The organism is Candidatus Roseilinea sp. NK_OTU-006 (assembly GCF_012931985.1).
Classification (GTDB): domain Bacteria; phylum Chloroflexota; class Anaerolineae; order J036; family Brachytrichaceae; genus JAAFGM01.
This window is the reverse complement of the sequence record NZ_JAAFGM010000001.1, coordinates 230,793-254,282: the sequence shown is the minus strand read 5'-3', so window position 1 is coordinate 254,282 and position 23,490 is coordinate 230,793. Positions and strand designations below refer to the sequence as shown.

The window sequence follows — 23,490 nt, the reverse complement described above, 5'->3', positions numbered from 1 at the left end:
GCCGTGCTGTAGCACCCGCCGCCGAGCCGGAATATGCCGAAGCGATTCTCCCTTGCTTGTCCGTCTTAAATCTCTCCGGGTTGAACTCGACCGTTATAGATGGTGGCGGTCCGACCACCGGCGTAGAAATACGGCGGGCAATCTTGGCTCGTCTGTTCGGGCGGCGTGCGAGGGTCACGGGTTTGCGCGTGCGCCGGCCAGGAAAATGGGAAGGCTAAAGAAGCGTGGTTTCGCACGTTTCTGGAGTTGCCGAACGGTATCCCCTCGCACGGCACGTTCGGCGCACGCCGTCGCTGCTCGATCCGGCGCAGTTCCAGGCCTGCTTCTTGAACCGGGTGCGCGATGTGGCTCGGCTCAAGCCGGGCGAGGGGATCGCCGGCGACGCTAAAAAACTCAACGGCTTCCAGATGGCGGGTCGGGCAAGGCAGCCCAGATCATCAGCATGGGCGTCTGGACATTGCCTTCCGCGAGGATCGGCCGCGTGTGCGTCTGCGCCACGCGGCTGAAAACTTAGCCGTTCTGCGTCACATCGCCCTCAACCTGCTCAAGTCCGACAAAACCGGGAAACTGGGCATCAAGTCCAGGCGTCTGCCGGCCGGGACGAGCGCGACCTCGTGCGCCGGATCGCAGATAGCCTTAAAATTTAGATGCGTTTGCCCGGAGGCATTCTGTCCAAGTTGCTTGACGTTAAGTTTCAAAACGTGGTATCATCTTCACTGTTACGTTAGCACTCTATGTCTATGACTGCTAATCCAAACACCATAACCACGCAAGAGCTGACCCCGAGACAGCAGAAGATACTAGGGCTAGTGGTGAGGACCTACATCAACACGGTGACGCCGGTCAGCTCCAAAGCAGTCTTTGAGGCAAGCGACCTGGGCGTGTCCAGCGCGACCATCCGCAACGAGATGGCCGTGTTGGAGGAGTTGGGCTATCTGACCCATCCACACACTTCGGCCGGTCGCGTGCCCACTGACAAGGGCTACCGCTACTTCGTCGAGCGACTGATCGGCGACGTGGAACTGCCCCAAGCCGAGCAAAACATGATTCGCCACCAATTCCACCAGGCCAAGCTAGAGATGAGCCAGTGGATGCAGTTGGCCGCGGCAATCTTAGCCCGCTCGGCGCGCAGCGCCGCGCTCGTGACGGCGCCCAGGATTGAGCAGCCGCGCCTGCGACACCTCGAGTTAATCTCGACGCAATCACAGCTCGTCCTTCTTATAGTGGTGTTTCAGGGCGGCACCGTGCGCCAGCGCTATCTCACGCTAAAGGAGCCCATGGACCAAGCATCCCTCAGCCAGGTGGCGGCGAAGTTCAACGCGCTTGGGCATGAGCTGGATATGGCTTCGTTGCGCGCGACGATCACCGATCCGACCGACTTTGAAGCAGCCGTGCTCGACCTGCTGACGGAGTTGACCGCCGGCGGCGAAGTGGCGATGAACGAGGTGTATCGCGACGGTTTGACCGAGGTGCTGCAAGAGCCAGAGTTCAACAAGCGCGGCGACGCCAATGCGCTGGTCAATGCCTTCGAGCAACCCACCTTCCTGAACGAAGTCAGCACCTCGCCGGTCGGCACGGTGCAGGTGGTCATCGGCGGGGAGGGTCGTTGGCGTGAACTCAGTGCATGTAGCATGGTGATCGCGCGCTATGGCGTGGAAGGGTTTGCCACGGGCGCGCTCGGCGTGCTCGGCCCCACCCGCATGCCGTATGGGCGCGCCATCGGCACAGTGCGCTACGTCGCCGACTTGATGAGCGACTTGGTGAGCGACCTGTACGCAGACTGAAAACGCGACACGCGACGCACAACTGGTGATCCGCGCACCGCTGTATCAGCTTGCATTAAGCGTGCACGGCTATTCTTGGTCGGGCGCCACTGCCCGGCCGTTCACTATGGAGTGGTGGAAATGATGACGGAGACAACTGCGCAAGATCAGACCACGACGACGGATGCACCCACAAACACCACGGAAGGGATTACCGCAGCGGAAGCAACAACGCCCGGTGCCGAGGCCGACCCGATCGCGGCGTTGCACAAGGCCCTGAAAGAGGCGCAGGCAAAGGCCGACGAATATCTTGACGGCTGGCAACGCGCCCGCGCCGAGTTCGCCAACTACAAGAAGCGCCAAGAGCAGCAAAACGCCGATCTACGCGCCTTCGCCACGTTAGACCTGATTCGCAAGTTGCTGCCCATCCAGGATGACTTCGAACGCGCCGCCAAGACGCTCCCCGAAGGCATCGCACACATGACGTGGATCGAGGGCGTGATGCTCATCCAGCGTAAACTCAAGTTGATCCTGGAGAGTGAGGGCGTCAAGGAGATCGAAGTGCGCAAGAACGACCCGTTCGATCCCACGTTGCACGAGGCCATTAGTCACGACGAAGCCGAAGGCGTGGAGAGCGGGCACATCATCGAGGAGTTGCAAAAAGGCTACAAGATCGGCGACCGCGTGATCCGGCCGACCCTGGTCAGAGTGGCGAAGTAGACTTGCATCTAACATCTCCCGGCTTTTCGTCTTCCATGCAGGAACGCGCAGGCGCCCCCGAACGAAAGACGAAAGCAGGCGATGAAAATGAGGAAGCAGACATGGGAAAGATAATAGGCATTGACTTGGGGACGACGAACAGCGTGGTCGCGGTGATGGAAGGCGGCGAGCCAACGGTGATCCCCAGCGCAGAAGGTTCACGGCTGATTCCATCGGTCGTGGCCGTGAACCCGAAGAACAACGAACGGCTGGTGGGTCAAGTGGCCAAGCGGCAAGCCGTGACCAACCCCGAGAACACGATCTTCTCCATCAAGCGCTTCATGGGGCGCAAGTATAACGACCCGGAAGTGCAACGCGCGATCAAAGTGGTGCCGTACAAAGTGGTGCCGGCGCCCAACGGCGACTGCCGCGTGATCATGGGTGGCAAGGAATACTCGCCGCAGGAGATCAGCGCGATGATCCTACAGAAGATCAAGACCGACGCCGAGGCCTATCTGGGCGAGCCGGTCACCCAGGCTGTGATTACCGTGCCGGCCTACTTCAACGATGCCCAGCGCCAAGCCACCAAAGACGCCGGCAAGATCGCCGGCCTCGACGTGCTCCGGATCATCAACGAGCCGACGGCGTCCTCGCTCGCCTACGGCCTAGACAAGAAGAAGGACGAGACGATCGTCGTCTATGACATGGGCGGCGGCACGTTCGACGTGAGCGTGCTCGAAGTCGGCGATGGCGTGTTCGAAGTGAAAGCCACCAACGGTGACACCTTCCTCGGCGGCGACGACTTCGACAACCGCATCATGGAGTACTTGATAGACCTGTTCAAGAAAGAGAACGGCATAGACATTCGCAACGATCGCCAGGCGCTACAGCGCCTGAAGGAGGCGGCGGAGAAGGCGAAGATCGAGCTGTCGTCGGTGATGGAGACGGAGATCAACCTGCCCTACCTCACCGCCGACGCGACCGGGCCCAAACACCTGGTCACGCGGCTGACGCGCTCGCGCTTGGAGCAACTGACGGAAGACCTGATTGCGCGCAGCCTGGGACCGTGTGAGCTGGCACTAAAGGACGCCGGCATTGACAAGAGCAAGATTGACGAAGTCGTGCTGGTGGGCGGCATGACCCGCATGCCGGCCGTTCAAGAGGCTGTCCGGCGCGCGTTCGGCAAAGAACCCAACCGCAGCGTCAACCCGGACGAGGTCGTGGCGATCGGCGCTGCGGTGCAGGCCGGCGTGCTGGGCGGCGAAGTGCGCGATGTGCTCCTGCTCGATGTCACACCGCTCACCCTGAGCATCGAGACGCTGGGCGGCGTCGCCACGCCGCTGATCGAACGCAACACGACCATTCCCACCAAGAAGAGCCAAATCTTCAGCACGGCCAGCGACAACCAGACCAGCGTTGAGATCCACATCGTGCAGGGCGAACGCCCGATGGCCGCCGACAACAAATCGCTCGGCAAGTTCATCCTGGACGGCATCCCACCTGCGCCGCGCGGCGTCCCGCAGATCGAAGTGTCGTTCGACATTGACGCCAACGGCATCCTCAACGTCACCGCCGCCGACAAGGCCACCGGCAAGACGGCGCACATCACCATCCAACCCTCATCCGGCCTGGCCAAGGAGGAGATCGAGCGCATGGTGCGCGAGGCGCAGGCGCACGCTGCTGAAGACAAGGCGCGCCGCGAGAAGGTCGAGGCGCACAACGAAGGCGATAACGCCGCCTACCAGGCCGAAAAGTTCATCCGCGAAAATGGCGAAAAGATTCCCGCCGACCAGAAAGCGGAACTCGAAGCCAAGATCACGGCCGTGCGTCAGGCCATCATGGGCGACGACCTCGCCGCCATGCGTCAGGCTACGCAGGATCTCAAGAACACCTTTAGCCAGATCGGCGCCGCGATGTATCAGAAAGCCGGCACGACCGCCGACAGCGCAACCAACGCCGCCTCGGCCGATGCGGGCGGCGATCAGAAGCCGCCCGACGGCGACGTCGTCGAGGGCGAATTCAGAGAGACGAAATGAGCGTCCGGGGTCTCACCGCGCGCATCCCGAGTCTTGCGCGACGCGCGCAGGCGTGAGGCGCAGGCGGTGAGACGCGCCACGCGCGCAACACATGCCCATGGCAACGACCAAACGCGATTACTACGAAGTGCTCGGCGTGCCGCGCAACGCCAGCAGCGACGAAATCAAAAAAGCGTTTCGCCGGCTTGCGCGCGAGTATCACCCCGACGTCAACAAGTCGCCGGACGCTGAAAATAAGTTTAAGGAGATCAACGAAGCCTACGAGGTGCTGAGCAACGACCAGAAGCGCGCCGCATACGACCGCTACGGTCACGCCGGCGCGCAAGGCGGCTTCGGCGCCGAAGGGTTCGGGGGCTTCAGCGACATCAATGACATCTTCAACGAGTTCTTCGGCGGCTTCGCCCGAGCCGGCGCCCAGGCGCGCCGTGGGCCGCGACGCGGCGCAGACTTGCGCTACGATCTGAAGATAGACTTCCTCGAGGCGATCTTCGGCGCAGAGAAGGAAATCGAAGTCGTCCGCAACGACGTTTGTCCGCGCTGCGACGGCTCCGGCTCGGAGCCGGGCACCAGCCCTACACGTTGTCGCACGTGCAATGGCACCGGGGAAGTGCGCCGGGTGCAACAGAGCATCCTCGGCTCGTTCGTCAACGTCGCCACCTGCCCTACATGCAACGGCACGGGGGAGGTGATCACCACCCCCTGCCGGCAATGCGGCGGCCGCAAGCAGGTGCGCGTCACACGCACGCTCGTAGTCAATATTCCACCCGGCGTGGATACCGGAACGCAGATCCGCCTCAACGGGGAGGGAGAACCCGGCGTCAATGGGGGGCCGCCGGGCAACCTCTATGTCGTCATCCATGTAGCCCCGCATCCCTTCTTCCGCCGCAAGGATGAGGACATCATCGTTGAAGTCTCGATTAATGTCGCGCAAGCCGCGCTGGGCGATGAGATCGAAGTGCCCACCGTGGACGGCAAGGAGAAGCTGGTGATCCCAGCCGGCACACAAAGCGGCAGCGTGTTCCGCATCAAAGGCAAAGGGGTGCCGCACCTGCGTCGCAACACGCGCGGCGACCAAATCGTGTTGGTCACCGTACAAGTCCCACAATCGCTCACCGCCGAGCAGAAACGCTTGTTCATAGAGCTATCCAAGACATTAGGCCGGGAAGTCGTCCCGCAACAGGAGAAGGGCTTCTTCGATAAGCTGAAAGATGCGTTCGGCGTCTAGAGCATCGAGCAAGGAGCACGAAGCACTGCGAAGGGCGCGCCGTCCCGGGCTCCTCTTCTTTCTCGATTTTGTATTCTCGATTGTGCTGGCAGCATGCGCCAGCCTGCCCGGCCCGCGCGAGGTGAACGTATTTCCGTCGCCGGTTGCCTATGTGACTGCTGCGCCGCTGCCGGAGCCCACGCCCACGCCGACGGCGCCGCCGCTCCCGACGCCTACCTCACCGCCGCCGACAGCCGTCCCCAAGCGATTCCCGCAAGAGAGCACAGCGACGATCGGCCTGTGGAGTGACACCATTGCGTCGGCGCCGTCATTCCCTGGCTTTCTCGACATCGCTGCCGGCAACGCCGCGCGCGATTATCAGCGCGAGCGCAACCCATTGCTGGTCCCGCTCACCAAGAAAAGCGTCAGCGTAGCCAACGGCGACCAACTCGCCGATCTTCAAGCCAACAAGCCCGATTGGCTGCTCTACGATCGTAACAAGCGCGTCGCGTTCAGTTCAGCCGACAAGAACGCGCCGCTGCTCGACATCCGCAACGAGGCCGTAAAGGACCAACTCGCCGAAGACATCGCCCGGGCAATCAACGACGGGGGATTTGAAGGCGTGCTGATTGATGATGTGGGCATAGACCTGATCCGCCCCACCGCCGCGCCGGTCTATACCGGCACGCAGGCGTTCACCGAGCAGCAGCGCCGTAGCGCCGTGGAGGGCTTACTGCGCACCCTCCGTGCGCGCATCCCCAGCAAGCTCATCATCATCGGCGGTTACGCCTGGAAAGACGGCTTGGCGTTCGCCGCGCGCAGCGATGAGGCCCAGACGCTCGCCACGCTGGCCGATGGCATTCACATCGCAGAGTTCCTGCGCGCCCCGATCAGCAAAACGACCGAGTTCAAATCCGAAGCGAACTGGAAGCGCGATGTGGACTACCTCAGCGTCGCCTCGCAGGACAACAAAGTCGTGCTGCTTACCACGCGGCTGATCGGCGCACCAGAAGAACTTACTCGCCAGTGGTTGAGCTACGCGACTACCTCGTACCTGCTGGGCAAAAACGGCGCCTACACCTATTTTCAGTTCGACGCCGGCGACCCAGCCTATTCCAACGACCCCGTCCTGAACGCGCCGATCGGCGCGCCGGTCGAGGCCTACACCAAGCTCAGCAGCGGCATCTACCAGCGCAAATTCAGCAGAGGGCTGGTGCTGGTCAACCCCACCAACGAACAGAAGAAGACCTCACTGGATGGCGCCTATAAGTCGCTGCAGGGCAACCCGGTGGACGCCAGCATCACCATGGGGCCGCGAACGGGTATCATCCTGCTCAAACCGTAGGGCGTGACGAGGACGACACATGAGATTAAAGGACAAACGCATCGCTTTTTGCGTCGAAGAGGGCTTTGAGGACTTAGAGTTCTGGGCTGTTTATATGCGCCTGCGCGAAGAAGGCGCGCGTGTCACGGTTGTCGCGCCAAAGGCCGGCGTCACCTTCCACAGCAAGAGTGGCGGCTTAACCGCGACGAGCGAGGCCGCGGCGGACGCCATCGCCGCACGCGACATGGATGCCGTCATCGTGCCCGGCGGATGGGCGCCCGACAAGCTGCGCCGATACGAGAGCGTGAAGCATCTGGTGCGCGACGCATACGCGCAGGGCAAGATCATCGGCATGATCTGCCACGCCGGCTGGGTCGGTATCAGCGCCGGCATCGTCAAAGGCCACCGCGCAACCGGCAGCATCGCCATCAAAGACGACTTGGAAAACGCGGGAGCAACCTGGTGCGATGCGCCCGCCTTGCGCGATGGCAACTTGGTGTGGGGGCGCGTCGTCGCCGACATCCCCGATTTCAACCGCGAGCTGGTTCGCGCCATTGCCGAGACCTAACTGCGCCTTGAACGGCCACCGCACCCCATGCTTTCATCCGATCGCTACTTCGCCCACGATGAGACGCCCATGACGGAGTGGGTAGATATGGCGTGGTCACGCCCCTCCAGGCGCACGTGCGCCGCCGGCTTCTGGAACAGTTCGCCGCTCACGCCGAAATGAACGGCTCTGGGGGTTAGTGGTGCCTGCACCGTTCACCATCCGCATGCCGGAGGAGATGCGACGCGGGAGAGAACCAGATCTGTTGTTACGCTTTCATCGAAGCCATGCAAGCACGCAGGAACGCTACGTGGATGGTCACGGCGGCGACTTGGAAGGATTTATCCTGGCAGCACTTTGGCATTCAGCTTCTGCGATGATGTCCTTACGTTGGATGCGCGCGCTCGACTGGGGAATTATCGGGGCACTGTTCGCCTCACAGCTCTGGCTCTTCCAGCACTTTTCGGTGGACGATGCCTTTATCACCTTCCGCTACGTCCGTCAACTGGTCGCCGGAAACGGCCTGGTTTACAACATCGGCGAGCGCGTCGAAGGCTATTCCAACTTTCTGTGGGTGATGCTTCTCGCCCCCGCACATGCATTGGGCATGGAGTTGCTCACCGCTGCCCGCCTCATCGCCATCATCCTGAGCGCAGGCACACTCCTGATCACCTACCGCCTTGCCGCAGATAGCCCCTTACCCATCCTTGCCCCCGTGCTGCTCGCCGCCTGTGCGCCTTTCACCGCCTGGACCATGGGCGGTCTGGAGACGGCATTGTTCGCTTTCCTGCTCACTGCCGCCGCATACACATTCATCCGCGAGGAAGCGTCGGGCAGCGGCAGCGCTTCCGGTCTGATCTTCGGGCTGCTCGCTCTGTCCCGCCCGGAGGGCGTGTTGTTCTTCGGCCTGGCATTAGCCTACCGCTTGTGGCATCGAGTCACTTCTGGCAACGCCACGACCGTCAGCCATTGGAGCCATCGGCTATTGCACATCCTACGCCGCGAATGGCGCTGGCTGGCCGGCTTTGCCATCGTGTTCGCGCCCCACTTTCTCTGGCGACTGAGCTACTATGGTTGGCCCCTGCCCAACACGGTATACGCCAAATCCATGGGGCTGCATCCGCGCGCTTTCGTTGAGGGAGCCTATTACCTATTCGAGGGCATGACCGCCCTTGGCGGACCAGGATTTGTGCTCTTACCGGCAGCGCTTGTCGCGCTGAAAGCACACACGCCGCGTCATGCTTTCCTGCTCACCAGTTGCGCTGCTTACGCCCTCTTCGTGATCATCGGTGGCGGCGACTGGATGCCGCTGCACCGATTCTGGGCGCACATCCTGCCGCTGTTGATCGTCCTCGCCCATCGCGGGATGATGACCTTGGCCGGATTCATGGCAACAAGCCGTAGTGCGCTGATCGGCATCGGCCTAACGCTGGTGCAGCTTGCGGTTCTCCTCTTTAACGCGCTGGATGCGCGTTTAGTGCGGGGCATCGGTCAGCCGATCGCGCCCCAAGGCCAGACCATGAGCGACTACCTGCGCGCCCATTGGCAACCGGGCGACGTGCTCGCCGTCACCGACGCCGGATGGCTGGCCTATATCCTGCCGCTCGAGGCGCGGGTGGTGGACATGTTCGGGCTGACCGACGCGCACATCGCGCATCTCACACCGCAATTTCCCGGCGGTCTGCTCGGGCGCGGCGATGGGTTCGGGAAATGGGATGTAGACTATGTGCTCGCGCAAAATCCGCGCTTCATCCAGGCGCATGTGATCGCGAAAGCGCCCGACGGAACTTTCATCGCGGACAACACCTCGAACCGCCTGCTGGTGAACGACCCGCGCTTCAAAGCGCGCTACCGGCAAGTCGCCGACACACCCGAGCTGCGCGGGTTGTTCGAGAGCGTTCGCTAAAGCAACATCGCTATGCCTATCGTCACCCCCAAACCGATGAGCGGATTCCCCGAACTGCTGCCGGAGCAGCAGCTCGTGTTCAACCGCTGTCTGGACATCGTCCGTCGCACCTTCGAGCGCTACGGCTTTGCGCCGATCGAGACGCCGGCCGTGGAACGCAAGGACGTGCTCACGTCCAAGGGCGGCAACGAGAAGGAGATCTACGCGCTCTCGCGCTTGTCTGCCGGGCCGGGCGAAAGCGCCGAGACGGAGTTCGCCCTGCACTTCGACCTGACCGTTCCGCTGGCGCGTTACGTGGCCCAGCACAAAGACAAGCTGACCTTCCCCTTCCGACGCTATCAGATTCAAAAAGTCTGGCGGGGCGAGCGCCCCCAATCCGGCCGCTACCGCGAGCTGTATCAGTGCGACATTGACGTGATCGGCCGCGGCTCGGTCAGCCTTATGACCGACGCCGAGATCCCCAGCGTGATCTACCACGTCTTCCGCGAGATGGGCATCGGCCGGTTCGTCGTGCGCATCAACAATCGCCGGCTGCTGCAGGGATTCTTCGACGCCGTCGGCGCGCCGGCAGAAAGCAAGATTGAGGTGTTGCGTGCGGTGGACGCCCTGGAGAAGATCGGGCGCGACGCCGTGGCGCACGCGTTGGTCAACAAGGTTGGTCTGAGCGAGGCAACGACCGGTCGCATCCTCGACTTCCTCGACAGCAGCCAAGGCCGGCCAGCCGATGACGTGCTGCGCACCCTGCAGTCGCACATCGAAAGCGGGCAAGTCAACAACGAGGACTTCTCGCGCGGCGTGCATGAGCTGAAAACCGTGGTCGAGGGCATGCGCAGCCTCGGCGTGCCGAACGACTGCTTCGAAGTGGACCTGAGCATTGCGCGCGGGCTGGACTATTACACCGGCACGGTCTACGAGACGCGCCTGGTCGCGCACCCCGACCTGGGCAGCATCTGTTCGGGCGGGCGCTACGACGACCTGGCCAGTTACTTCACCCACGAGAAGCTCCCCGGCGTCGGCATCTCGATCGGCCTAAGCCGGCTGGTGCTGCGCTTGTTGGACGCCGGCGTGCTCAAGCCCGGCCCCGCGACGCCGGCGCTGGTGCTGGTCACGACGATGGACCCGGCGCACATGCAGGACTACCTGCGGATCGGCGCCGAGCTGCGCGCGCACGGCATCGCCACCGAAGTGTATCTGGAGAAGGCCCGGCTGGGCGACCAGTTGAAGTACGCCAGTCGCAAGGGATTCCGTTTCGCGGTGATCGCAGGCGAAACAGAGTTCACCGCCGGTCAGGTGAAGGTCAAGAACCTAGCCACGGCCAGGGAGCAGGCGCTGCCCCGCGATGAAGTTGCAGCAGCGCTGGCCGAGATGGTGCAGACATGATCCAGGCGGTGGGCGTCCTCGATCATCCCAAGCTGCCGGCGACTGCCGAGGTAGCCGACGAAATCGGCGCGGCGCTGCGCGAATGGGGTGTGCTGTCCTATCGCGCCAAGACGTGGGACACGGCAGCGCTGGAAGCGATCATCCCCAAGGTGGATTTGATCGTGGTGCTGGGCGGCGACGGCAGCACGCTGCGCGCCGCTCGCGTAGCTGCACCGCACGACGTGCCGGTCGCCTCGGTCAACATGGGCCGGCTGGGCTTCTTGTCCGAGATGACGCCGGCCAACTGGCGGGAGACGCTACAGCGCATGATCGCGGGCGATTACTGGCGCGAAGAACGCATCATGATCCACGCCGAGGCATACCGCGCGGAGACGATGCTGAGCGCGCACGAAGCGCTGAATGATGTGGTGGTGAGTCGCGGCACGCTCGCGCGCATCGTGCGCCCGGAAGTACACGTGGACGGCAGCCGTTTGACGACCTTCGCCTGCGACGGCCTGATCGTGGCCACGCCGACCGGCAGCACCGCATACGCGCTGGCCGCCGGTGGGCCGATCCTGCCCCCCACCCTACAGAATTTCGTGCTCGTCCCAATCGCGCCACACCTCAGCCTGGACAAGCCGGTCGTGCTATCACAAGGTTCCACGGTCGAGATCGTCATCCACACCGACCACCAAGCTATCCTGACCGCCGACGGCCAGCACGAGACCACGCTCAAGGACGGCGACCGCGTGCGGGTGCGCGCCAGCGAGCATGTGGCTGTGTTTGCGCGCGTGCAACCGCCTTCGTATTTCTACCGCACCTTGATGGCGCGCCTGAAAGGTGAGGGATGTGATTGAGAGTCCAGAGTCCAGAGTCCAGAGTCCAGAGTCCAGAGCCTGGGAGTCGGAAGTGGGGAGTGGGAAGCGAGAAGTCGAAACTCGAAACTCTAATCTCCAAATCTCCGCTCTCACTTCTGACCCCTGACCCCCGACCATGCACCCACTCATCACCTACCTGAACGCGCAGCTTCCGGCGATGACCGAGCTGCTGACGCGGATTGTGAGCCTCGAATCGTTCAGCGCCGACAAAGCCGGCGTGGACGACGTCGCCCGGCTGATCGCCCAAGAGCTGCGATCGCTCAATGCCGAAGTGACCATCTTCCCACAGACGACGACCGGCGATCACGTACTGGGCGTCTTCAACCGCGGCGCAGGATCACCGATCCTGATGCTCTTGCACATGGACACCGTGCATCCGCGCGGCTCGTTCGCAGCGCGCTACAAGATCGCAGATGGCAAGATGTACGGCCCCGGCGTGTTTGACATGAAGGCCAGCCACGTCATCGCGCTCTACGCCGTGCAGGCGTTGCAGGCGCTGGGCCAAATGCCCCGGCGCGAGATCCGCACGCTGTTCACCAGCGACGAAGAGATCGGCAGCTTCACATCCGAAGCGCTCATCATAGAGCAGGCGCGCGGCGCACAACTGGTGATGGTCATGGAGCCGGCGCTGGCCGACGGACGGCTGAAGTCGTCGCGGCGCGGCGTGGGCAATTTCACCGTCGTCGCGCGCGGGCGCGCTTCGCACGCCGGCGGCGGCCACGAGCGCGGCATCAACGCCATCCAGGAGATGGCCCATCACATCCTAGCTATTCACGCGCTGACCGACTACCAGCGCGGCATCGCGACCACGGTAAGCGAGATCCAGGGCGGCATCGCCCACAACGTAGTGCCCGATCGCTGTGAAATCCACGTGGACGCCCGCGCCAACACGCAGGCCGACGCCGACTGGCTCACCCGACAGATTTACAGCTTGCGGCCGGTGTTGCCCGGCGCGCAACTGGAAGTGAGCGGCAAGTTCGAGCGCCCGCCGATGGAATGCAACGCCGAGCGCTTGGCCATCTTCGAGCGCATGAAGCAAATCGTCGCGCCGATCCTCACGCTGGAACACGGCCCGAGCGGCGCCGGCAGCGACGCAGCCTTCACCGCCCCGATCGCGCCGACGATGGACGGCCTAGGCGCGGTAGGCGATGGCCTACATGCCGCCGATGAGCATATCCTCCTCTCATCCCTCGTTGAGCGCGCAGCCATGAATGCGCTGATTTTGCAGGCGTGGTAGAGCGCCATCGGCGCAAGCCCAGGGGGCAATCGGACAGCCAAAGTCAGCTGTTATCGGCCCAGGGCTATCAGCCCAATCGCAGCCTTCACCTGCGGATCGTCCTGCAACGCATAGCGCCACCATTCAACATCCACCAGCCGGTCGGGCTGCACCCCCCGCCCTTCTAGAAAACGGCCTTTTGGATCACGATAATGCTTGACCGCAGCCCACAGCACCGAGCCATCCGGCAGGCGCAGCGCCTGCAACATCTCGACATTGCCGGGCGTGGGCATACCCACCACGCGCGCCCGTCCACTCGCCTGCATGACCGCGACGAAGATATCGCCGGAGCTGTTCGTCCCCGGACCGGCTAGCACGACTACCGGCACATCGTCCAGCGCGCGAATCGTCCTGCCGCGCGGAATGGTGTAAGCGTCCACCTCGCCAGATCGGCTGACGTAGCTGCCGGCCGAGCCGCCGTCAATGAGCAAGGCGAGCACATCCACCATTTGCCCGATCATGCCGCCGTCATTTGCGCGCATATCCACGATCAAGCCGTTCAGCCGACCGTCGCGCAGTAACCGCAACAGCGCCTCTCTCGCGCGCATGCCAGTGGTAAACGAGAGGAAGTCATAGATCGCCAGATAGCCAATGTCATCGGGCAGGCGGTGGGCAACCACAGGCGGCGGGATGAGCGCGGTCGAATAAGTCTCGCGTTCAATGGACGCCTCGTGCGGCGCGCCGTTGGGCGGCTGCACCGTGACGCGCACAAGGCCCGCACGGCCATAGAGCAGATGCGCGCGGTCCTCGCGATCTAGGCGGGCGCCCTCAATCGCCACGATGCGATCACCTGGCTTGAGCGCGGCTTCGGCCTTCGAGTTGGGAATGACCTGCAACACCAGCAAGCTGTGGTCTGGCATCCTGCGCAAGCTGGCCGCCAGGCCGGTGACCGAGGCCGTGCCGCTGCCCAAGCGATAGCTTTGCAACGCGCCGGCCTGTTGCGGCGGCAGAAAGGTCGAGTGCCCGTCGTTCAGCCTGCTGACCATCTCCGCCATCAGGCGATAGAACTCCGGCAGGGTCTGCGCCGCGCGCACCTTCGGCTCATACTCCGCGCGGATAGACTGCCAGTCCAGGCCGTTGAAATCGGGATACACATAGTGATCGTGGATGAACTGCCACGTGCGCATAAACACCTGCCGGGCGCGGTCGAGCTTAAACGGCTGCAGCGGGGCAGCAAAGGGCGATGACGACTGCGCCAAGGCAACGTCGGTGGACGTGATCCAGCCGGTGAGCACAAGGATGAGGGAGAGGAAGACTCTGATACAGGCGTAGGTCATGGTTGTTCCGAGTTGTGGTTTAGTGATTTGTACATAAAGCGCCAACCGGGACAGGCGCTGACCAAGGCCGTATGTTAACGGATGATCCGAAATACGGGATCTCGGCGCGCGCCGTTACCTGGTCGCGGCGACGGAGTCCCCCGAGGTGCGGGCGGGCGTTTCGCTGCCAATCACGATGCGCCTGGCCATCAAAATGGCCGGAGCGTGAAGATGGAGAGGAACAGGACGAATGCGCCAATGAAGGCGGCGTTGCGCCGCAGGTCAAGCGGCGTGATGTCGTTCAGCGGCTGAGCGTGATTGAGACCGCTGAACACAGCGAAGGCCATCCAGATCAACCACGTCGGCGATACGGTTAGGCCGAGCACGGCCATGATCGCGACCGTTACCAGGCCAACGCGACGCGCCCACTGGCGGCCCAGGGCGGCATAGGCGATGTGTCCGCCGTCGAGCTGACCGACCGGCAACAGGTTCAGCGCAGTGATCACCAGGCCGAAGCGCGCCGCCAGCAGCACCGGATTCATGATGATGCCGTAGTCCAGTGCCTCTGGCCGGAACAGCACGATCAACAGGGTAATCAGATAGGAGCGCGTCGGCGGCGGGGGATCTTGGCTCAGCGTTGCCAAAGCCAGGCCCACCACGAACAGGGGCACGGCGACCAGCAAGCCGGCAATTGGCCCACCCATGCCGACATCGAACAGCGCGCGCCGGTTCTCCACTGCGCCGCGCATCTGGATGAATGCCCCGAACGTGCCCAGCGTGCCAGGCAGCGGCACCGGGATGAAATAGGGCAGCGTGACCGGCACGCCATGGCGCCGGGCCTGCACATAGTGCCCGAGTTCATGCACAGCCAAGATGGCCAGCAAGGTGAGCGAGAACGGAACGCCGCTCTCCAGAATCGAGGGCAACGACAGATCACCGCCCGGCGTGAGCGCCGCCGCGAACATGCCGCCGAAGAGTGTGGTGGTGAACACTGTCGCCAGGAACAGCAGCAAATTCACCCACGGTCGCTGGGTCAGCAACGTTTGCAGGCTCCCTTTAAGCGCCATGACCTCTTGACGCTCGCCCGAGTCGCTTTCGCGCAGCAGCGGCACGTAGCCCAGGTCGGTGAAGCGCGCCTTGAGCCGCTCGAACGCTTCCTGCGCGCCGATCCGCAGCCGGCCCTTGAAGGCGACGGCCTGGCCGGCGGCCAGCTCTTGCGTCTCCTCGATGATCATCACCTCGGCCACACGCGCGCGCAGCAACATCAGCGTCTCGTTGCCGTGGGGCAGCCGATCTGAGGCTGCGTCGGCAACATAGATTTTGAGCTCATCCATTTATGGGCAACTTTAGCCCAGGGAGATGAGAAAGGAGTAAGCACGCCAAGCGACACGCGCGGCCTCATCGAGGCCAGGGTAAAAACGTTGCCGGTCCGGACAGGCAAGGCATGGCCGGCGCTACCCTGCGCACTTTACGCTGCACATGCGGCCAAGCCGGCGCGCAATACAGCCTCGTGCTGCTTCAGGTTGCGCCCGATGAACTGGATGAAGCGTTGACCGCCGGCGGCTTCGGCAGGCAACCGCTCAAGCCCAAACCGGCGCGGCACGAAGTTGAACAGCGATACGCCGTCATCGCCGGCCATCCGCACGAAGCCTTTGGCGCGATACACATCGCGCACCGCCTCGCTGCGCAGGAATTCCGCCAGCTTGTCCTCGTCAAGCCTCTCCGGGGCTGGCAGCGTCACACTTTCAATTTCATCATGGCGCAGGTGGTCATGTTCGTGCGCGTGGTCATCGGTCCGCACTGCAAGGTCGTGCGCGGCATGTGCCGCATGCGCGCCAAACAGCACGTGCGGCGGCGCATCAGCGTAGCGAGTGGGGATGATGGCGCATTTGCGATTGAAGCGACGCACCTGCGCCCCGACCCGCGCCAGTTGCTCAGGCGTTACCAGCTCGCGCTTGTTCAGCAACACGAAGTCGGCCATGTACACCTGCGTCTCCACCGCCGCCGAATAGCGCATGTATTCGAGGAAACGCTCGGCGTCTATCACGGTGATGACCGAATCCAGCCGTAGGCGCGGATGATGGAGGCCTTGTAGCACAGCCCGTGGGTGAGTTACCCCGCTGCTCTCGACCACGACCATATCGGGCTGATGCCCCTCAACAATTTGGCGCAGGGTCGCCTCGAATTCGTCGCGGATGGTGCAACAGATGCAGCCGGACGAGAGGCGCGCCACGATGCCAGCTTCGCCCACTTCTTGCGCAAGCAGTTGGCCGTCCACGTCCACGTCGGCCAGGTCGTTGACGATGAAGGCGATGCGCCGGCCGGCGGCGAAGTCGCTGCGGATGAGATTTCTCAGCAGCGTGGTTTTGCCCGCGCCGAGGAAGCCGGTCACCACCCCATAGGCAATGCGATGCGCCATTCCTCATCCGCCCGAAAACGACTTCGGCCAGTTGCGGCGCACCCATTCGAGCGCGCGTTGCAGCTTGTCATCGCCGGCCGCCTCGACGGCGCTGACGCGACAGGCGTCGAACAGCTTGCGCAGGGCCTCGCCGTCCACGCCGCCATAGCTGCCGATCACCACGATCTGCGTGCGCGGCTTTTGCGTCTGCCAAGGCTCGCCGATGGTCAAGGTGGCGCGCCGGCCAACGACGTGCATCAGCGCTTTGCGATCGGGGGCTTCCTTCAAATACACGATGCCCTTGGCGCGGTAGATCGTCGTCGGCAACGCATCTACCGCGTCGCACAGCGCCTCGTACATCAGCGGCTCGTCGGTCTTGTAGTGCCAAGTGTTGAACACCAGCGTGTGATCGTGATGATGGTCATCGTCGCGACCGTGTTCATCCTCGGCGTGCAACGTGTTCACTTCATGCGTATGCACGTCGCGCTGCTCGCGCCGAACCAGTTTCTCAATCGCGAACTCGCCCACGCCGAGCAGCAATTCCAGCGGCACCTGGCCGTAGGTCGTCTCCAAGATGCGCGCGCGCGGCGTCACTTCGTAAATCCAGTCTTTCACCTGCTGCAATTGATCCGGCGTCACCAGGTCCACTTTGTTCAACACGACGATATCGGCGGCGCTCACCTGATCCACCGCCAGCATAGCGTGATCATCGCGGAGGTCACGAATCTGCTCGGCATCTACCACCGTGATGATGCTGTCCACCCGCACGTAGGGACGCAGGGCGGGCAGGAAGAACGATTGCGCTACGGCATACGGGTCGGAGACGCCGCTGGTTTCGATGAGGATGTATTCCGGCGTCGGCTCGCGTTCGAGCAGGTTGAGAACGGCGCGCACTAAATCATCGCGGATGGTGCAGCAGATGCAGCCGTTGGCCAGGCTGACCATGTCCTCGCCTTCCACCCCGACGATGAGTTCGGCATCTATGTTGACCGCCCCGAAGTCGTTGACCAACACGGCCACGCGTAGGCCGTGGTCGCCTTTCAAGATACGGTTGAGCAGCGTCGTCTTGCCGGCGCCGAGGAAGCCTGTCAGGATCGTAATTGGGATGGGTTTGAGCTTCTTACTCATGTAAATTCTTTGTCTGCTCCTTCGTCGCAGACTTGGGGCGACGGGGAGCACAGCACGGGCAACCCGGCGGGTGCGCCGGTTTGCGCACGGTCGGATCTTTCTCCTTCCGCCCTAGGCTGACGAAGAAGCTGGTTACGCCACGTCTACACAGGCCACCGCACACCGGACAGCGCACCGGGTCGTCGGCTCTGCTGGCCGGGCGCAGTTCTTCGACCTCCAGCCCACAATTGGGGCAAGCATAGACGTAGATCGGCATGTCGCTATGATAGCAACAGCGGCTAACGCATCATCCTCATGAGTTAATTAACATGCGCGCATCGCGCCGCAACATGAAAGACCGTCAAGGAACATATCCACTCAGCCGAAGCTGTTGCTGTTGAACGAGGGCGTGTCGCAAAGACATAGGCTACGCTCATCGTGTGTTGCTCCTCTAGAGACATACTTCGAGGGCGCGCCGTCGCTCACGCACCATGCAACACGGCGCGGCTCATCACCAGCCTGGGAATGGGTCGGGGAAGCGCCGCCAAGCTTGCGGGCCGCGGGCCATCTCTTCATCGGTGAGCAGGCAGGAATCCATCACCGCCTGCACCAGATCGCGCTTGAGATCGGCGCCGATGAAGACGATCTCTTGGCGACGGTCGCCGAAGGGTTCTTGCCAGTGAGCTTCGACCTCGGCGCGCGCGTAGTCCGGCCACTGCTCGCGCGGCGTCCCCGCGTACCACCGGCCGGCATACGCGATGCGCAGCAGCGCGCCGGCCTGTGACCACAAGCCGGCCTCATCCATGCGCGAGGCCAACCAGAAGAAGCCCTTCGAGCGGAGCACGTTCGCGCTGCTCCAGTCGGCGTTCACCGCTTCCCACAGTCGCTGCGGGTGGAAGGGCCGCCGCGCGCGATAGACCAAGCTGCTCACGCCGTACGCTTCCGTCTCGGGCACATGTTCGCCGCGCAGCTCCTTCAGCCAACCCGGCGCCTGGGCGGCCTTCTCCAGGCTGAACAGGCCGGTGTTCAGCACGGCGTCCAGCGGCACGCGGCCATGCGATGCGCGCACAATGCGCGCGTCGGGATTCAGCCGGCGCAGGATGCCCTCCAACCGGATCAGCTCCGACTCGTTGACGAGGTCTGTTTTGTTGATGACGATGACGTTAGCGAACTCGACCTGTTCCACCAACAAATCGGTGATGGTGCGTTCATCTTCCTCACCGGCGGCCAAGCCCCGCGCGCGCAGGTCCTCCGCCTCGTTGAAGTCGCGCAGGAAGTTATACGCATCCACCACCGTCACCATCGTGTCCAGCCGGGCCACGTCGGAGAGCGAAAAGCTGCGCCCCTGGTCATCCGCCAGCTCAAAGGTGAACGTTTCGGCGACCGGCAGCGGCTCAGAGATGCCGGTGGACTCAATCAGCAGATAGTCAAAGCGGCCCTCGCGCGCCAGCCGCGCCACCTCCACCAGCAAGTCCTCGCGCAGGGTGCAGCAGATGCAGCCGTTGGTCATCTCCACCAGCTTCTCTTCCACCCGGCTGAGCTGTGCGCCGTCACGCACAAGCTGGGCGTCAATGTTGACCTCGCTCATGTCGTTGACGATGACGGCAACGCGCCGCCCCTCGCGGTTGTTCAGCACGTGATTCAGCAGCGTGGTTTTGCCCGCGCCCAGGAAGCCGGAGAGCACCGTCACCGGCAAAGGTGATTGAGCCGTTGACATCGCCCCCCCTCATCACACACCAGCAAAGAGCGTATTGATCAACAGGCCGATAGCCATCGTGTAGGCCGCATACCAGGCCACTACCTTCAGCGCACTTCGCCGCGAGAGCAACCGGCTAAGCATCGTCACTTCGGGGATGGAAGAGACTGTGGTGGCCATCATGGCGCTCACCAGCGTGCCTAGCGGCACAAAATTGCGCACAGCCGCCAGGATCGGCGCCGTCGCCGCTGCATTGACATCGAGCGGCAGGCCGGCCAGCGTGGCGACGATCGGCCCCCACCACTGAAACTGCGCCCGTTGCAACACTTGGACGACCGTGAGGTTAAAGTTCACCAGCAAGCCGGCCAACGCGCCGCTGATCAACACCGGCACAAACAGGCGCTTGAACAGGACCGACGCCTCTTCAAAGGCGCGCTCAATGATGCTGTTGGTGAATGCGGCTTGATGCGAGCAGGCATTCTGCTTGCTCGCGATGAAATGTTGAGGGTTCAACCCCAACAGCGGCGAGAGGTAAGCCGTAGCGATTGAGGCCAGCACGCCAGCAACCACGTACACCACCCCACCCCAAAGCCCGCCGAAGATGAACATGAAGATGATGGCAAATTCGTTGAGCGCCGGGCTTGCAAACAAGAAGGCAGCGGACGCTCGCCGACTGGCGCCGCCGGCGACCAAACCCGCATACAGGTTGGTGACCGTGCAAGAACACACCGGCGTGAACATGCCGAGCGCAGTGCCACCCAACACGCCGAACAAGTCATCGCGCCCCAGCGTCTTCTCGATGCGCCGGACTCCCGCCTTCAGCCGCAGCAACGTCATCCCAAACGTCGTCAAGAAGAGCAGGATGGGCAGCTTGACCCACTCGTAAACCGTGTAGGCAGCGGTGTATCGCACGGCGAGCGGCCCAAGTGGGGTTGGCAGTGACACATCCGGCACCCAACCGGTCAACGCGGTGCCAACCAACTTGCCGAGATCGGCGACCGGCTTCTCAATGACCGGCAAAGCTTGGTTCCACGGCTTACCGCTGAGCAGCGCTTCGGCAAGTTGGCCTACGGCATGCGCTAGCATGAAAACGACCATGGCGAGGGCGGCGTAAGCCAGATAGCGACGCCGCGCAGCAGAGTCGGACAGAGTAGTCCTGTTGACCATAGTTAGTAGGTTGTCCTCCGTTTCAGCCTGAATCAGCCTTGTGGTTAGGCGCGGGAGGCGCGCCGGGTGCGGCTCAATTGCTCGCGCAGCGTCCGCAGCCCCCAAGCTGCCAAGAAGCAAACGATGCACGTCAGCACGATCGTTGCGCCGGAAGAGACATCCAAGTGATAAGAGGCCAGCAAGCCTACCAGCGTGGCCAGTACGGCAATGACGGAGGCGAACACCATCATCGGCGCCAAGCGACGCGTCAACATCGCCGCGGCTGCCGCCGGCACGATCAGCAGCGCGCTGGTCAGCACCACGCCGACGGCTTGGATCGCGCCGACCACCGCCAACGCCATCAGCACTAGCAGCACGTCGCGCAGGCGATCAGGTCGTAAGCCGATCACCTCGGCATGCGTCGGATCAAACGAGGTCAGCTCTAGCTCTTTGTGCAACAGCATGAGCACAACAAGGACGACCAGCGCGATGAGCGCAAACAGGCGCAACTGCGCATCGGTCACCCCGACGATGTAGCCGAAGAGCATGTGGGTAAAGTCGCGGAAGCTGCGCACGCTGCTCATCAGCAAGATGCCCAACGCGAACATGCCGGTGAACAAGATGCCGATGGCCGTGTCCTCGCGCACCTCGCGGCGGCGGGAGAGCCAGCCAATGCCGAGCGCCGTGGCGATGCCGGCCAGCACCGCGCCGATGGTCATATTCCAGCGGTTCAAGTAAGCGATCACCAGGCCCGGCAAGACGGTGTGTGCCAGCGCATCGCCGATGAACGCCATGCGCCGCAGCACCACATAGGCGCCGAGCGAGGCGCACGTCAGGCTGACCAAAACGCCGGCCAGGGCTGCCGTGCGCATGAAGTTGTATTGAAAAGGCGCAAGAAACCAATCGAGGATGTTCATACCGCAACTGCTGCGCGATGGTTGTCAAGCCACGCTCGATGGACGCGCTCGCCAACGGCGCCGACGCCGCGCGCCACCACTTGGCCATCCATGAGGAACAGCGCATCGTCAAAGTCGGCCTGCAGACGGTCCAGATCGTGCGTGGCGACGATCACCGTCTTGCCCTGGCGCTGCAGGTCGCGCAGCACAGCCGACACCACCTCGCGCGTCGCGGCGTCCACGGCGTTGAGCGGCTCATCGAGCAACAGCAAGTCCGCCTCCTGCGCCAGCGCGCGCGCCAACAGCGCGCGTTGTTGTTGGCCGCCGGACAGCTCGCCGATTTGGCGTTCAGCCAAGTCGAGCAGGTGCAACCGCGCCAGCGCCTCATCAGCCAGCCGCCAATCTGCGCGCGTCGGCCAGCGCAACCAGCCAAGATGAGGGTAGCGGCCGGTCAACACCAACCGACGCACGCTGATCGGGAAGTTCCAATCCAACTCGCCGCGCTGGGCCAGGTAAGCCACGCGATGACGGAAAGCGCCGACCGGCGCGCCAAAAACACGCAGGCTGCCTGCGGCAATCGGCAGCAGGCCGGCAATGGCTTTCAACAAGGTGGACTTGCCGGCGCCGTTCGGGCCGACCAGCGCCACGCGCGCGCCGGGAGGCACCACCCAGTCTAGGCCGTCCAGGGCTGCCCGCGCCCCCCCCGGATAGCGCACCACCACGCCCTGCGCGGCCAAGGCCGGCGCAGCGGTTGGCGGCTGCTCACGGCAACGTCCGCTGTAGGGCAAGCAAAAGCGCATCGTTCGCTTCGGTCACTGTGTCAATGCGTCGCGGAGGGCGCGCGCGTTGTAACGCATCATGTCAATGTAGGTTGCGCCCGGCTCGCCCGGCGCGCTCAGCGCATCGGTGAAGAGCGAAGGCCCCACTCGGATGCCGGCTTCGCGGGCCAAGCGCTCCACTGCCTGGGGATTGGTGACGTTCTCCAAGAAGATCACATCCACGCCCTCGGCTTTGACGGCCTCGGCCAGATTGGCGAAGTCTTGCGCGGAAGGCTCACTCGCCATCGCCGACATGGTGCCTAACACTGCGCCGATCATCTCAAACCCGTAACGGTCGGCGAAGTAGCCCAGCGCCTCATGCGAGGTCACCAACTTGCGCCGCGCTTCGGGGATCTGCTCGATCAGGCCGACGATCTCTTCATCCAGCGCTTCAAGCTGAGCGATGTAGGCTTCGGCATTGGCGTCGTAGAAGTCGGCATTCGCAGGGTCAACCTCGCTGAGGGCCTGGACGATGTTGCGCACCATCTGGATGGCGTTGCGCACATCCTGCCACACGTGCGGGTCGAATTCGCCGTGCGCGTGGGCATGATCGCCGGCCTTTTCCTCATCGTGGCTATGACCCTCTTCCTTGCGGCCTTCTTTGCCATCTGCATCGTGCGTATGGCCGTGCTCAGCCTCACCGTGCGCCTCCGCGAACACGCGCGGGTCTATGCCCTCGCTCAACACCACGCGCCTGGCGCGCGAGCCGGCGGCCTCGTAGAGGCGATCCAGCCAGGATTCGAACCCCAGGCCGTTCTCAAAAATCAGTTGGACATCGGCGACCTTGGCGACATCGGACGGCGTCGGCTCATAGTCGTGGGAGTCGGTGCCGGGGCCGACCAGGGTGAACAATTCCACTTTGTCGCCGGCCACGTTCTGCACCAAGTCGGCGATGATGCTAAAAGTCGCTAGCACCTTCAGCTTGGGCGCCGCAGCGATATCGCCGGGCGTCGGCGTCGCAGCAGGCGCCTCGGACGTCGGCGATTGCGCCGGCGTCGGTGTCGCAACAGGCGGGGCAGGAGTTGGCCGGGCTTGCGGCGCAGCCGGCGCAGCGCATCCCGCCATCATGAGCGCGGCTGCTGCGAGCAGCGAGCTTGCCTTCAACACAGCGTCGTTCTTCATCTCCGCGTGACCTCCTTTCCGTCAACAGCTTTCTTCTTATTGAGAACGATTCTCATCAA

General features: G+C 63.2%; 20 protein-coding genes and 1 pseudogene. 11 read left to right on the top strand and 10 right to left on the bottom strand.

Annotated elements, in window-relative coordinates:
* Window positions 1-441 precede the first annotated feature (441 nt).
* The 11 genes and pseudogenes from GXH28_RS16915 to GXH28_RS01065 all read left to right on the top strand — a co-directional run.
* Window positions 442-597 (top strand): annotated as a pseudogene (locus GXH28_RS16915) (ISAs1 family transposase); the annotation flags it as partial.
* A 137-nt stretch (window positions 598-734) separates the two neighbouring features.
* Entirely contained in the window at window positions 735-1,784 is a 1,050-nt protein-coding gene (gene hrcA, locus GXH28_RS01110) for a heat-inducible transcriptional repressor HrcA (RefSeq protein ID WP_320447888.1), read from the top strand.
* 120 nt (window positions 1,785-1,904) lie between these two features.
* Window positions 1,905-2,483 (top strand): nucleotide exchange factor GrpE, encoded by a 579-nt coding sequence (locus tag GXH28_RS01105; protein ID WP_169237152.1) that lies wholly within the window; start codon window positions 1,905-1,907, stop codon window positions 2,481-2,483.
* Window positions 2,484-2,584: 101 nt separating this feature from the next.
* A complete protein-coding gene (dnaK, locus tag GXH28_RS01100) occupies window positions 2,585-4,498 on the top strand; it encodes a molecular chaperone DnaK (RefSeq protein ID WP_169237151.1) in 1,914 nt (637 codons plus the stop codon).
* 97 nt (window positions 4,499-4,595) lie between these two features.
* Window positions 4,596-5,723, top strand: a complete 1,128-nt coding sequence (dnaJ, locus tag GXH28_RS01095; RefSeq protein WP_169237150.1) for a molecular chaperone DnaJ — start codon at window positions 4,596-4,598, stop codon at window positions 5,721-5,723.
* A complete protein-coding gene (locus GXH28_RS01090; RefSeq protein ID WP_169237149.1) occupies window positions 5,707-7,047 on the top strand; it encodes a putative glycoside hydrolase in 1,341 nt (446 codons plus the stop codon). Before dnaJ ends, GXH28_RS01090 begins: the two co-directional genes overlap by 17 nt.
* A gap of 19 nt (window positions 7,048-7,066) precedes the next feature.
* Entirely contained in the window at window positions 7,067-7,594 is a 528-nt protein-coding gene (locus GXH28_RS01085) for a type 1 glutamine amidotransferase domain-containing protein (protein WP_169237148.1), read from the top strand.
* Between the two features lie 355 nt (window positions 7,595-7,949).
* Complete coding sequence (locus GXH28_RS01080) at window positions 7,950-9,479, top strand: hypothetical protein (RefSeq protein WP_169237147.1); 1,530 nt, start codon at window positions 7,950-7,952, stop codon at window positions 9,477-9,479.
* Between the two features lie 12 nt (window positions 9,480-9,491).
* Entirely contained in the window at window positions 9,492-10,859 is a 1,368-nt protein-coding gene (gene hisS / locus GXH28_RS01075) for a histidine--tRNA ligase (RefSeq protein ID WP_169237146.1), read from the top strand.
* A complete protein-coding gene (locus tag GXH28_RS01070; protein ID WP_169237145.1) occupies window positions 10,856-11,695 on the top strand; it encodes an NAD(+)/NADH kinase in 840 nt (279 codons plus the stop codon). The genes hisS and GXH28_RS01070 overlap by 4 nt, the downstream gene beginning before the upstream one ends.
* A gap of 136 nt (window positions 11,696-11,831) precedes the next feature.
* The gene (locus GXH28_RS01065; protein WP_169237144.1) at window positions 11,832-12,953 is read left to right on the top strand and encodes a M20 family metallopeptidase; all 1,122 of its coding nucleotides are present in this window, start codon (window positions 11,832-11,834) and stop codon (window positions 12,951-12,953) included.
* Window positions 12,954-13,003: 50 nt separating this feature from the next.
* On the opposite strand, the gene GXH28_RS01060 is transcribed toward GXH28_RS01065, so the two are convergent.
* The 10 genes from GXH28_RS01060 to GXH28_RS01015 form a co-directional block, all read right to left on the bottom strand.
* Window positions 13,004-14,269 carry a S41 family peptidase gene (locus GXH28_RS01060; protein WP_169237143.1) on the bottom strand — a complete coding sequence of 422 codons (1,266 nt, stop codon included), beginning with the start codon at window positions 14,267-14,269 and terminating at the stop codon, window positions 13,004-13,006.
* A gap of 188 nt (window positions 14,270-14,457) precedes the next feature.
* Window positions 14,458-15,582: a site-2 protease family protein gene (locus GXH28_RS01055; RefSeq protein ID WP_169237142.1), complete on the bottom strand. Its 1,125-nt coding sequence runs from the start codon at window positions 15,580-15,582 to the stop codon at window positions 14,458-14,460.
* 134 nt (window positions 15,583-15,716) lie between these two features.
* Window positions 15,717-16,667 carry a CobW family GTP-binding protein gene (locus GXH28_RS01050; protein ID WP_169237141.1) on the bottom strand — a complete coding sequence of 317 codons (951 nt, stop codon included), beginning with the start codon at window positions 16,665-16,667 and terminating at the stop codon, window positions 15,717-15,719.
* A 3-nt stretch (window positions 16,668-16,670) separates the two neighbouring features.
* The gene (locus GXH28_RS01045) at window positions 16,671-17,774 is read right to left on the bottom strand and encodes a CobW family GTP-binding protein (RefSeq protein ID WP_169237140.1); all 1,104 of its coding nucleotides are present in this window, start codon (window positions 17,772-17,774) and stop codon (window positions 16,671-16,673) included.
* Complete coding sequence (locus tag GXH28_RS01040) at window positions 17,767-18,030, bottom strand: FmdB family zinc ribbon protein (RefSeq protein WP_169237139.1); 264 nt, start codon at window positions 18,028-18,030, stop codon at window positions 17,767-17,769. The genes GXH28_RS01045 and GXH28_RS01040 overlap by 8 nt, the downstream gene beginning before the upstream one ends.
* A 234-nt stretch (window positions 18,031-18,264) precedes the next feature.
* Window positions 18,265-19,470, bottom strand: a complete 1,206-nt coding sequence (gene zigA, locus GXH28_RS01035; protein ID WP_169237138.1) for a zinc metallochaperone GTPase ZigA — start codon at window positions 19,468-19,470, stop codon at window positions 18,265-18,267.
* Between the two features lie 12 nt (window positions 19,471-19,482).
* Complete coding sequence (locus tag GXH28_RS01030) at window positions 19,483-20,616, bottom strand: permease (RefSeq protein ID WP_169237137.1); 1,134 nt, start codon at window positions 20,614-20,616, stop codon at window positions 19,483-19,485.
* A gap of 44 nt (window positions 20,617-20,660) precedes the next feature.
* Window positions 20,661-21,512: a metal ABC transporter permease gene (locus GXH28_RS01025; protein ID WP_206156661.1), complete on the bottom strand. Its 852-nt coding sequence runs from the start codon at window positions 21,510-21,512 to the stop codon at window positions 20,661-20,663.
* Window positions 21,509-22,291: a metal ABC transporter ATP-binding protein gene (locus GXH28_RS01020; protein ID WP_169237136.1), complete on the bottom strand. Its 783-nt coding sequence runs from the start codon at window positions 22,289-22,291 to the stop codon at window positions 21,509-21,511. The genes GXH28_RS01025 and GXH28_RS01020 overlap by 4 nt, the downstream gene beginning before the upstream one ends.
* 12 nt (window positions 22,292-22,303) lie before the next feature.
* Window positions 22,304-23,431 (bottom strand): metal ABC transporter solute-binding protein, Zn/Mn family, encoded by a 1,128-nt coding sequence (locus GXH28_RS01015; RefSeq protein WP_169237135.1) that lies wholly within the window; start codon window positions 23,429-23,431, stop codon window positions 22,304-22,306.
* Window positions 23,432-23,490: the final 59 nt, after the last annotated feature.

What these genes read in the sequence shown, in the direction of transcription:
- hrcA (WP_320447888.1), top strand. Translation starts at nt 735, where the DNA reads ATGTCTATGACTGCTAATCCAAACACCATAACCACGCAAGAGCTGACC.
- GXH28_RS01105 (WP_169237152.1), top strand. Translation starts at nt 1,905, where the DNA reads ATGATGACGGAGACAACTGCGCAAGATCAGACCACGACGACGGATGCA.
- dnaK (WP_169237151.1), top strand. Translation starts at nt 2,585, where the DNA reads ATGGGAAAGATAATAGGCATTGACTTGGGGACGACGAACAGCGTGGTC.
- dnaJ (WP_169237150.1), top strand. Translation starts at nt 4,596, where the DNA reads ATGGCAACGACCAAACGCGATTACTACGAAGTGCTCGGCGTGCCGCGC.
- GXH28_RS01090 (WP_169237149.1), top strand. Translation starts at nt 5,707, where the DNA reads ATGCGTTCGGCGTCTAGAGCATCGAGCAAGGAGCACGAAGCACTGCGA.
- GXH28_RS01085 (WP_169237148.1), top strand. Translation starts at nt 7,067, where the DNA reads ATGAGATTAAAGGACAAACGCATCGCTTTTTGCGTCGAAGAGGGCTTT.
- GXH28_RS01080 (WP_169237147.1), top strand. Translation starts at nt 7,950, where the DNA reads ATGATGTCCTTACGTTGGATGCGCGCGCTCGACTGGGGAATTATCGGG.
- hisS (WP_169237146.1), top strand. Translation starts at nt 9,492, where the DNA reads ATGCCTATCGTCACCCCCAAACCGATGAGCGGATTCCCCGAACTGCTG.
- GXH28_RS01070 (WP_169237145.1), top strand. Translation starts at nt 10,856, where the DNA reads ATGATCCAGGCGGTGGGCGTCCTCGATCATCCCAAGCTGCCGGCGACT.
- GXH28_RS01065 (WP_169237144.1), top strand. Translation starts at nt 11,832, where the DNA reads ATGCACCCACTCATCACCTACCTGAACGCGCAGCTTCCGGCGATGACC.
- GXH28_RS01060 (WP_169237143.1), bottom strand. Translation starts at nt 14,269, where the DNA reads ATGACCTACGCCTGTATCAGAGTCTTCCTCTCCCTCATCCTTGTGCTC.
- GXH28_RS01055 (WP_169237142.1), bottom strand. Translation starts at nt 15,582, where the DNA reads ATGGATGAGCTCAAAATCTATGTTGCCGACGCAGCCTCAGATCGGCTG.
- GXH28_RS01050 (WP_169237141.1), bottom strand. Translation starts at nt 16,667, where the DNA reads ATGGCGCATCGCATTGCCTATGGGGTGGTGACCGGCTTCCTCGGCGCG.
- GXH28_RS01045 (WP_169237140.1), bottom strand. Translation starts at nt 17,774, where the DNA reads ATGAGTAAGAAGCTCAAACCCATCCCAATTACGATCCTGACAGGCTTC.
- GXH28_RS01040 (WP_169237139.1), bottom strand. Translation starts at nt 18,030, where the DNA reads ATGCCGATCTACGTCTATGCTTGCCCCAATTGTGGGCTGGAGGTCGAA.
- zigA (WP_169237138.1), bottom strand. Translation starts at nt 19,470, where the DNA reads ATGTCAACGGCTCAATCACCTTTGCCGGTGACGGTGCTCTCCGGCTTC.
- GXH28_RS01030 (WP_169237137.1), bottom strand. Translation starts at nt 20,616, where the DNA reads ATGGTCAACAGGACTACTCTGTCCGACTCTGCTGCGCGGCGTCGCTAT.
- GXH28_RS01025 (WP_206156661.1), bottom strand. Translation starts at nt 21,512, where the DNA reads ATGAACATCCTCGATTGGTTTCTTGCGCCTTTTCAATACAACTTCATG.
- GXH28_RS01020 (WP_169237136.1), bottom strand. Translation starts at nt 22,291, where the DNA reads ATGCGCTTTTGCTTGCCCTACAGCGGACGTTGCCGTGAGCAGCCGCCA.
- GXH28_RS01015 (WP_169237135.1), bottom strand. Translation starts at nt 23,431, where the DNA reads ATGAAGAACGACGCTGTGTTGAAGGCAAGCTCGCTGCTCGCAGCAGCC.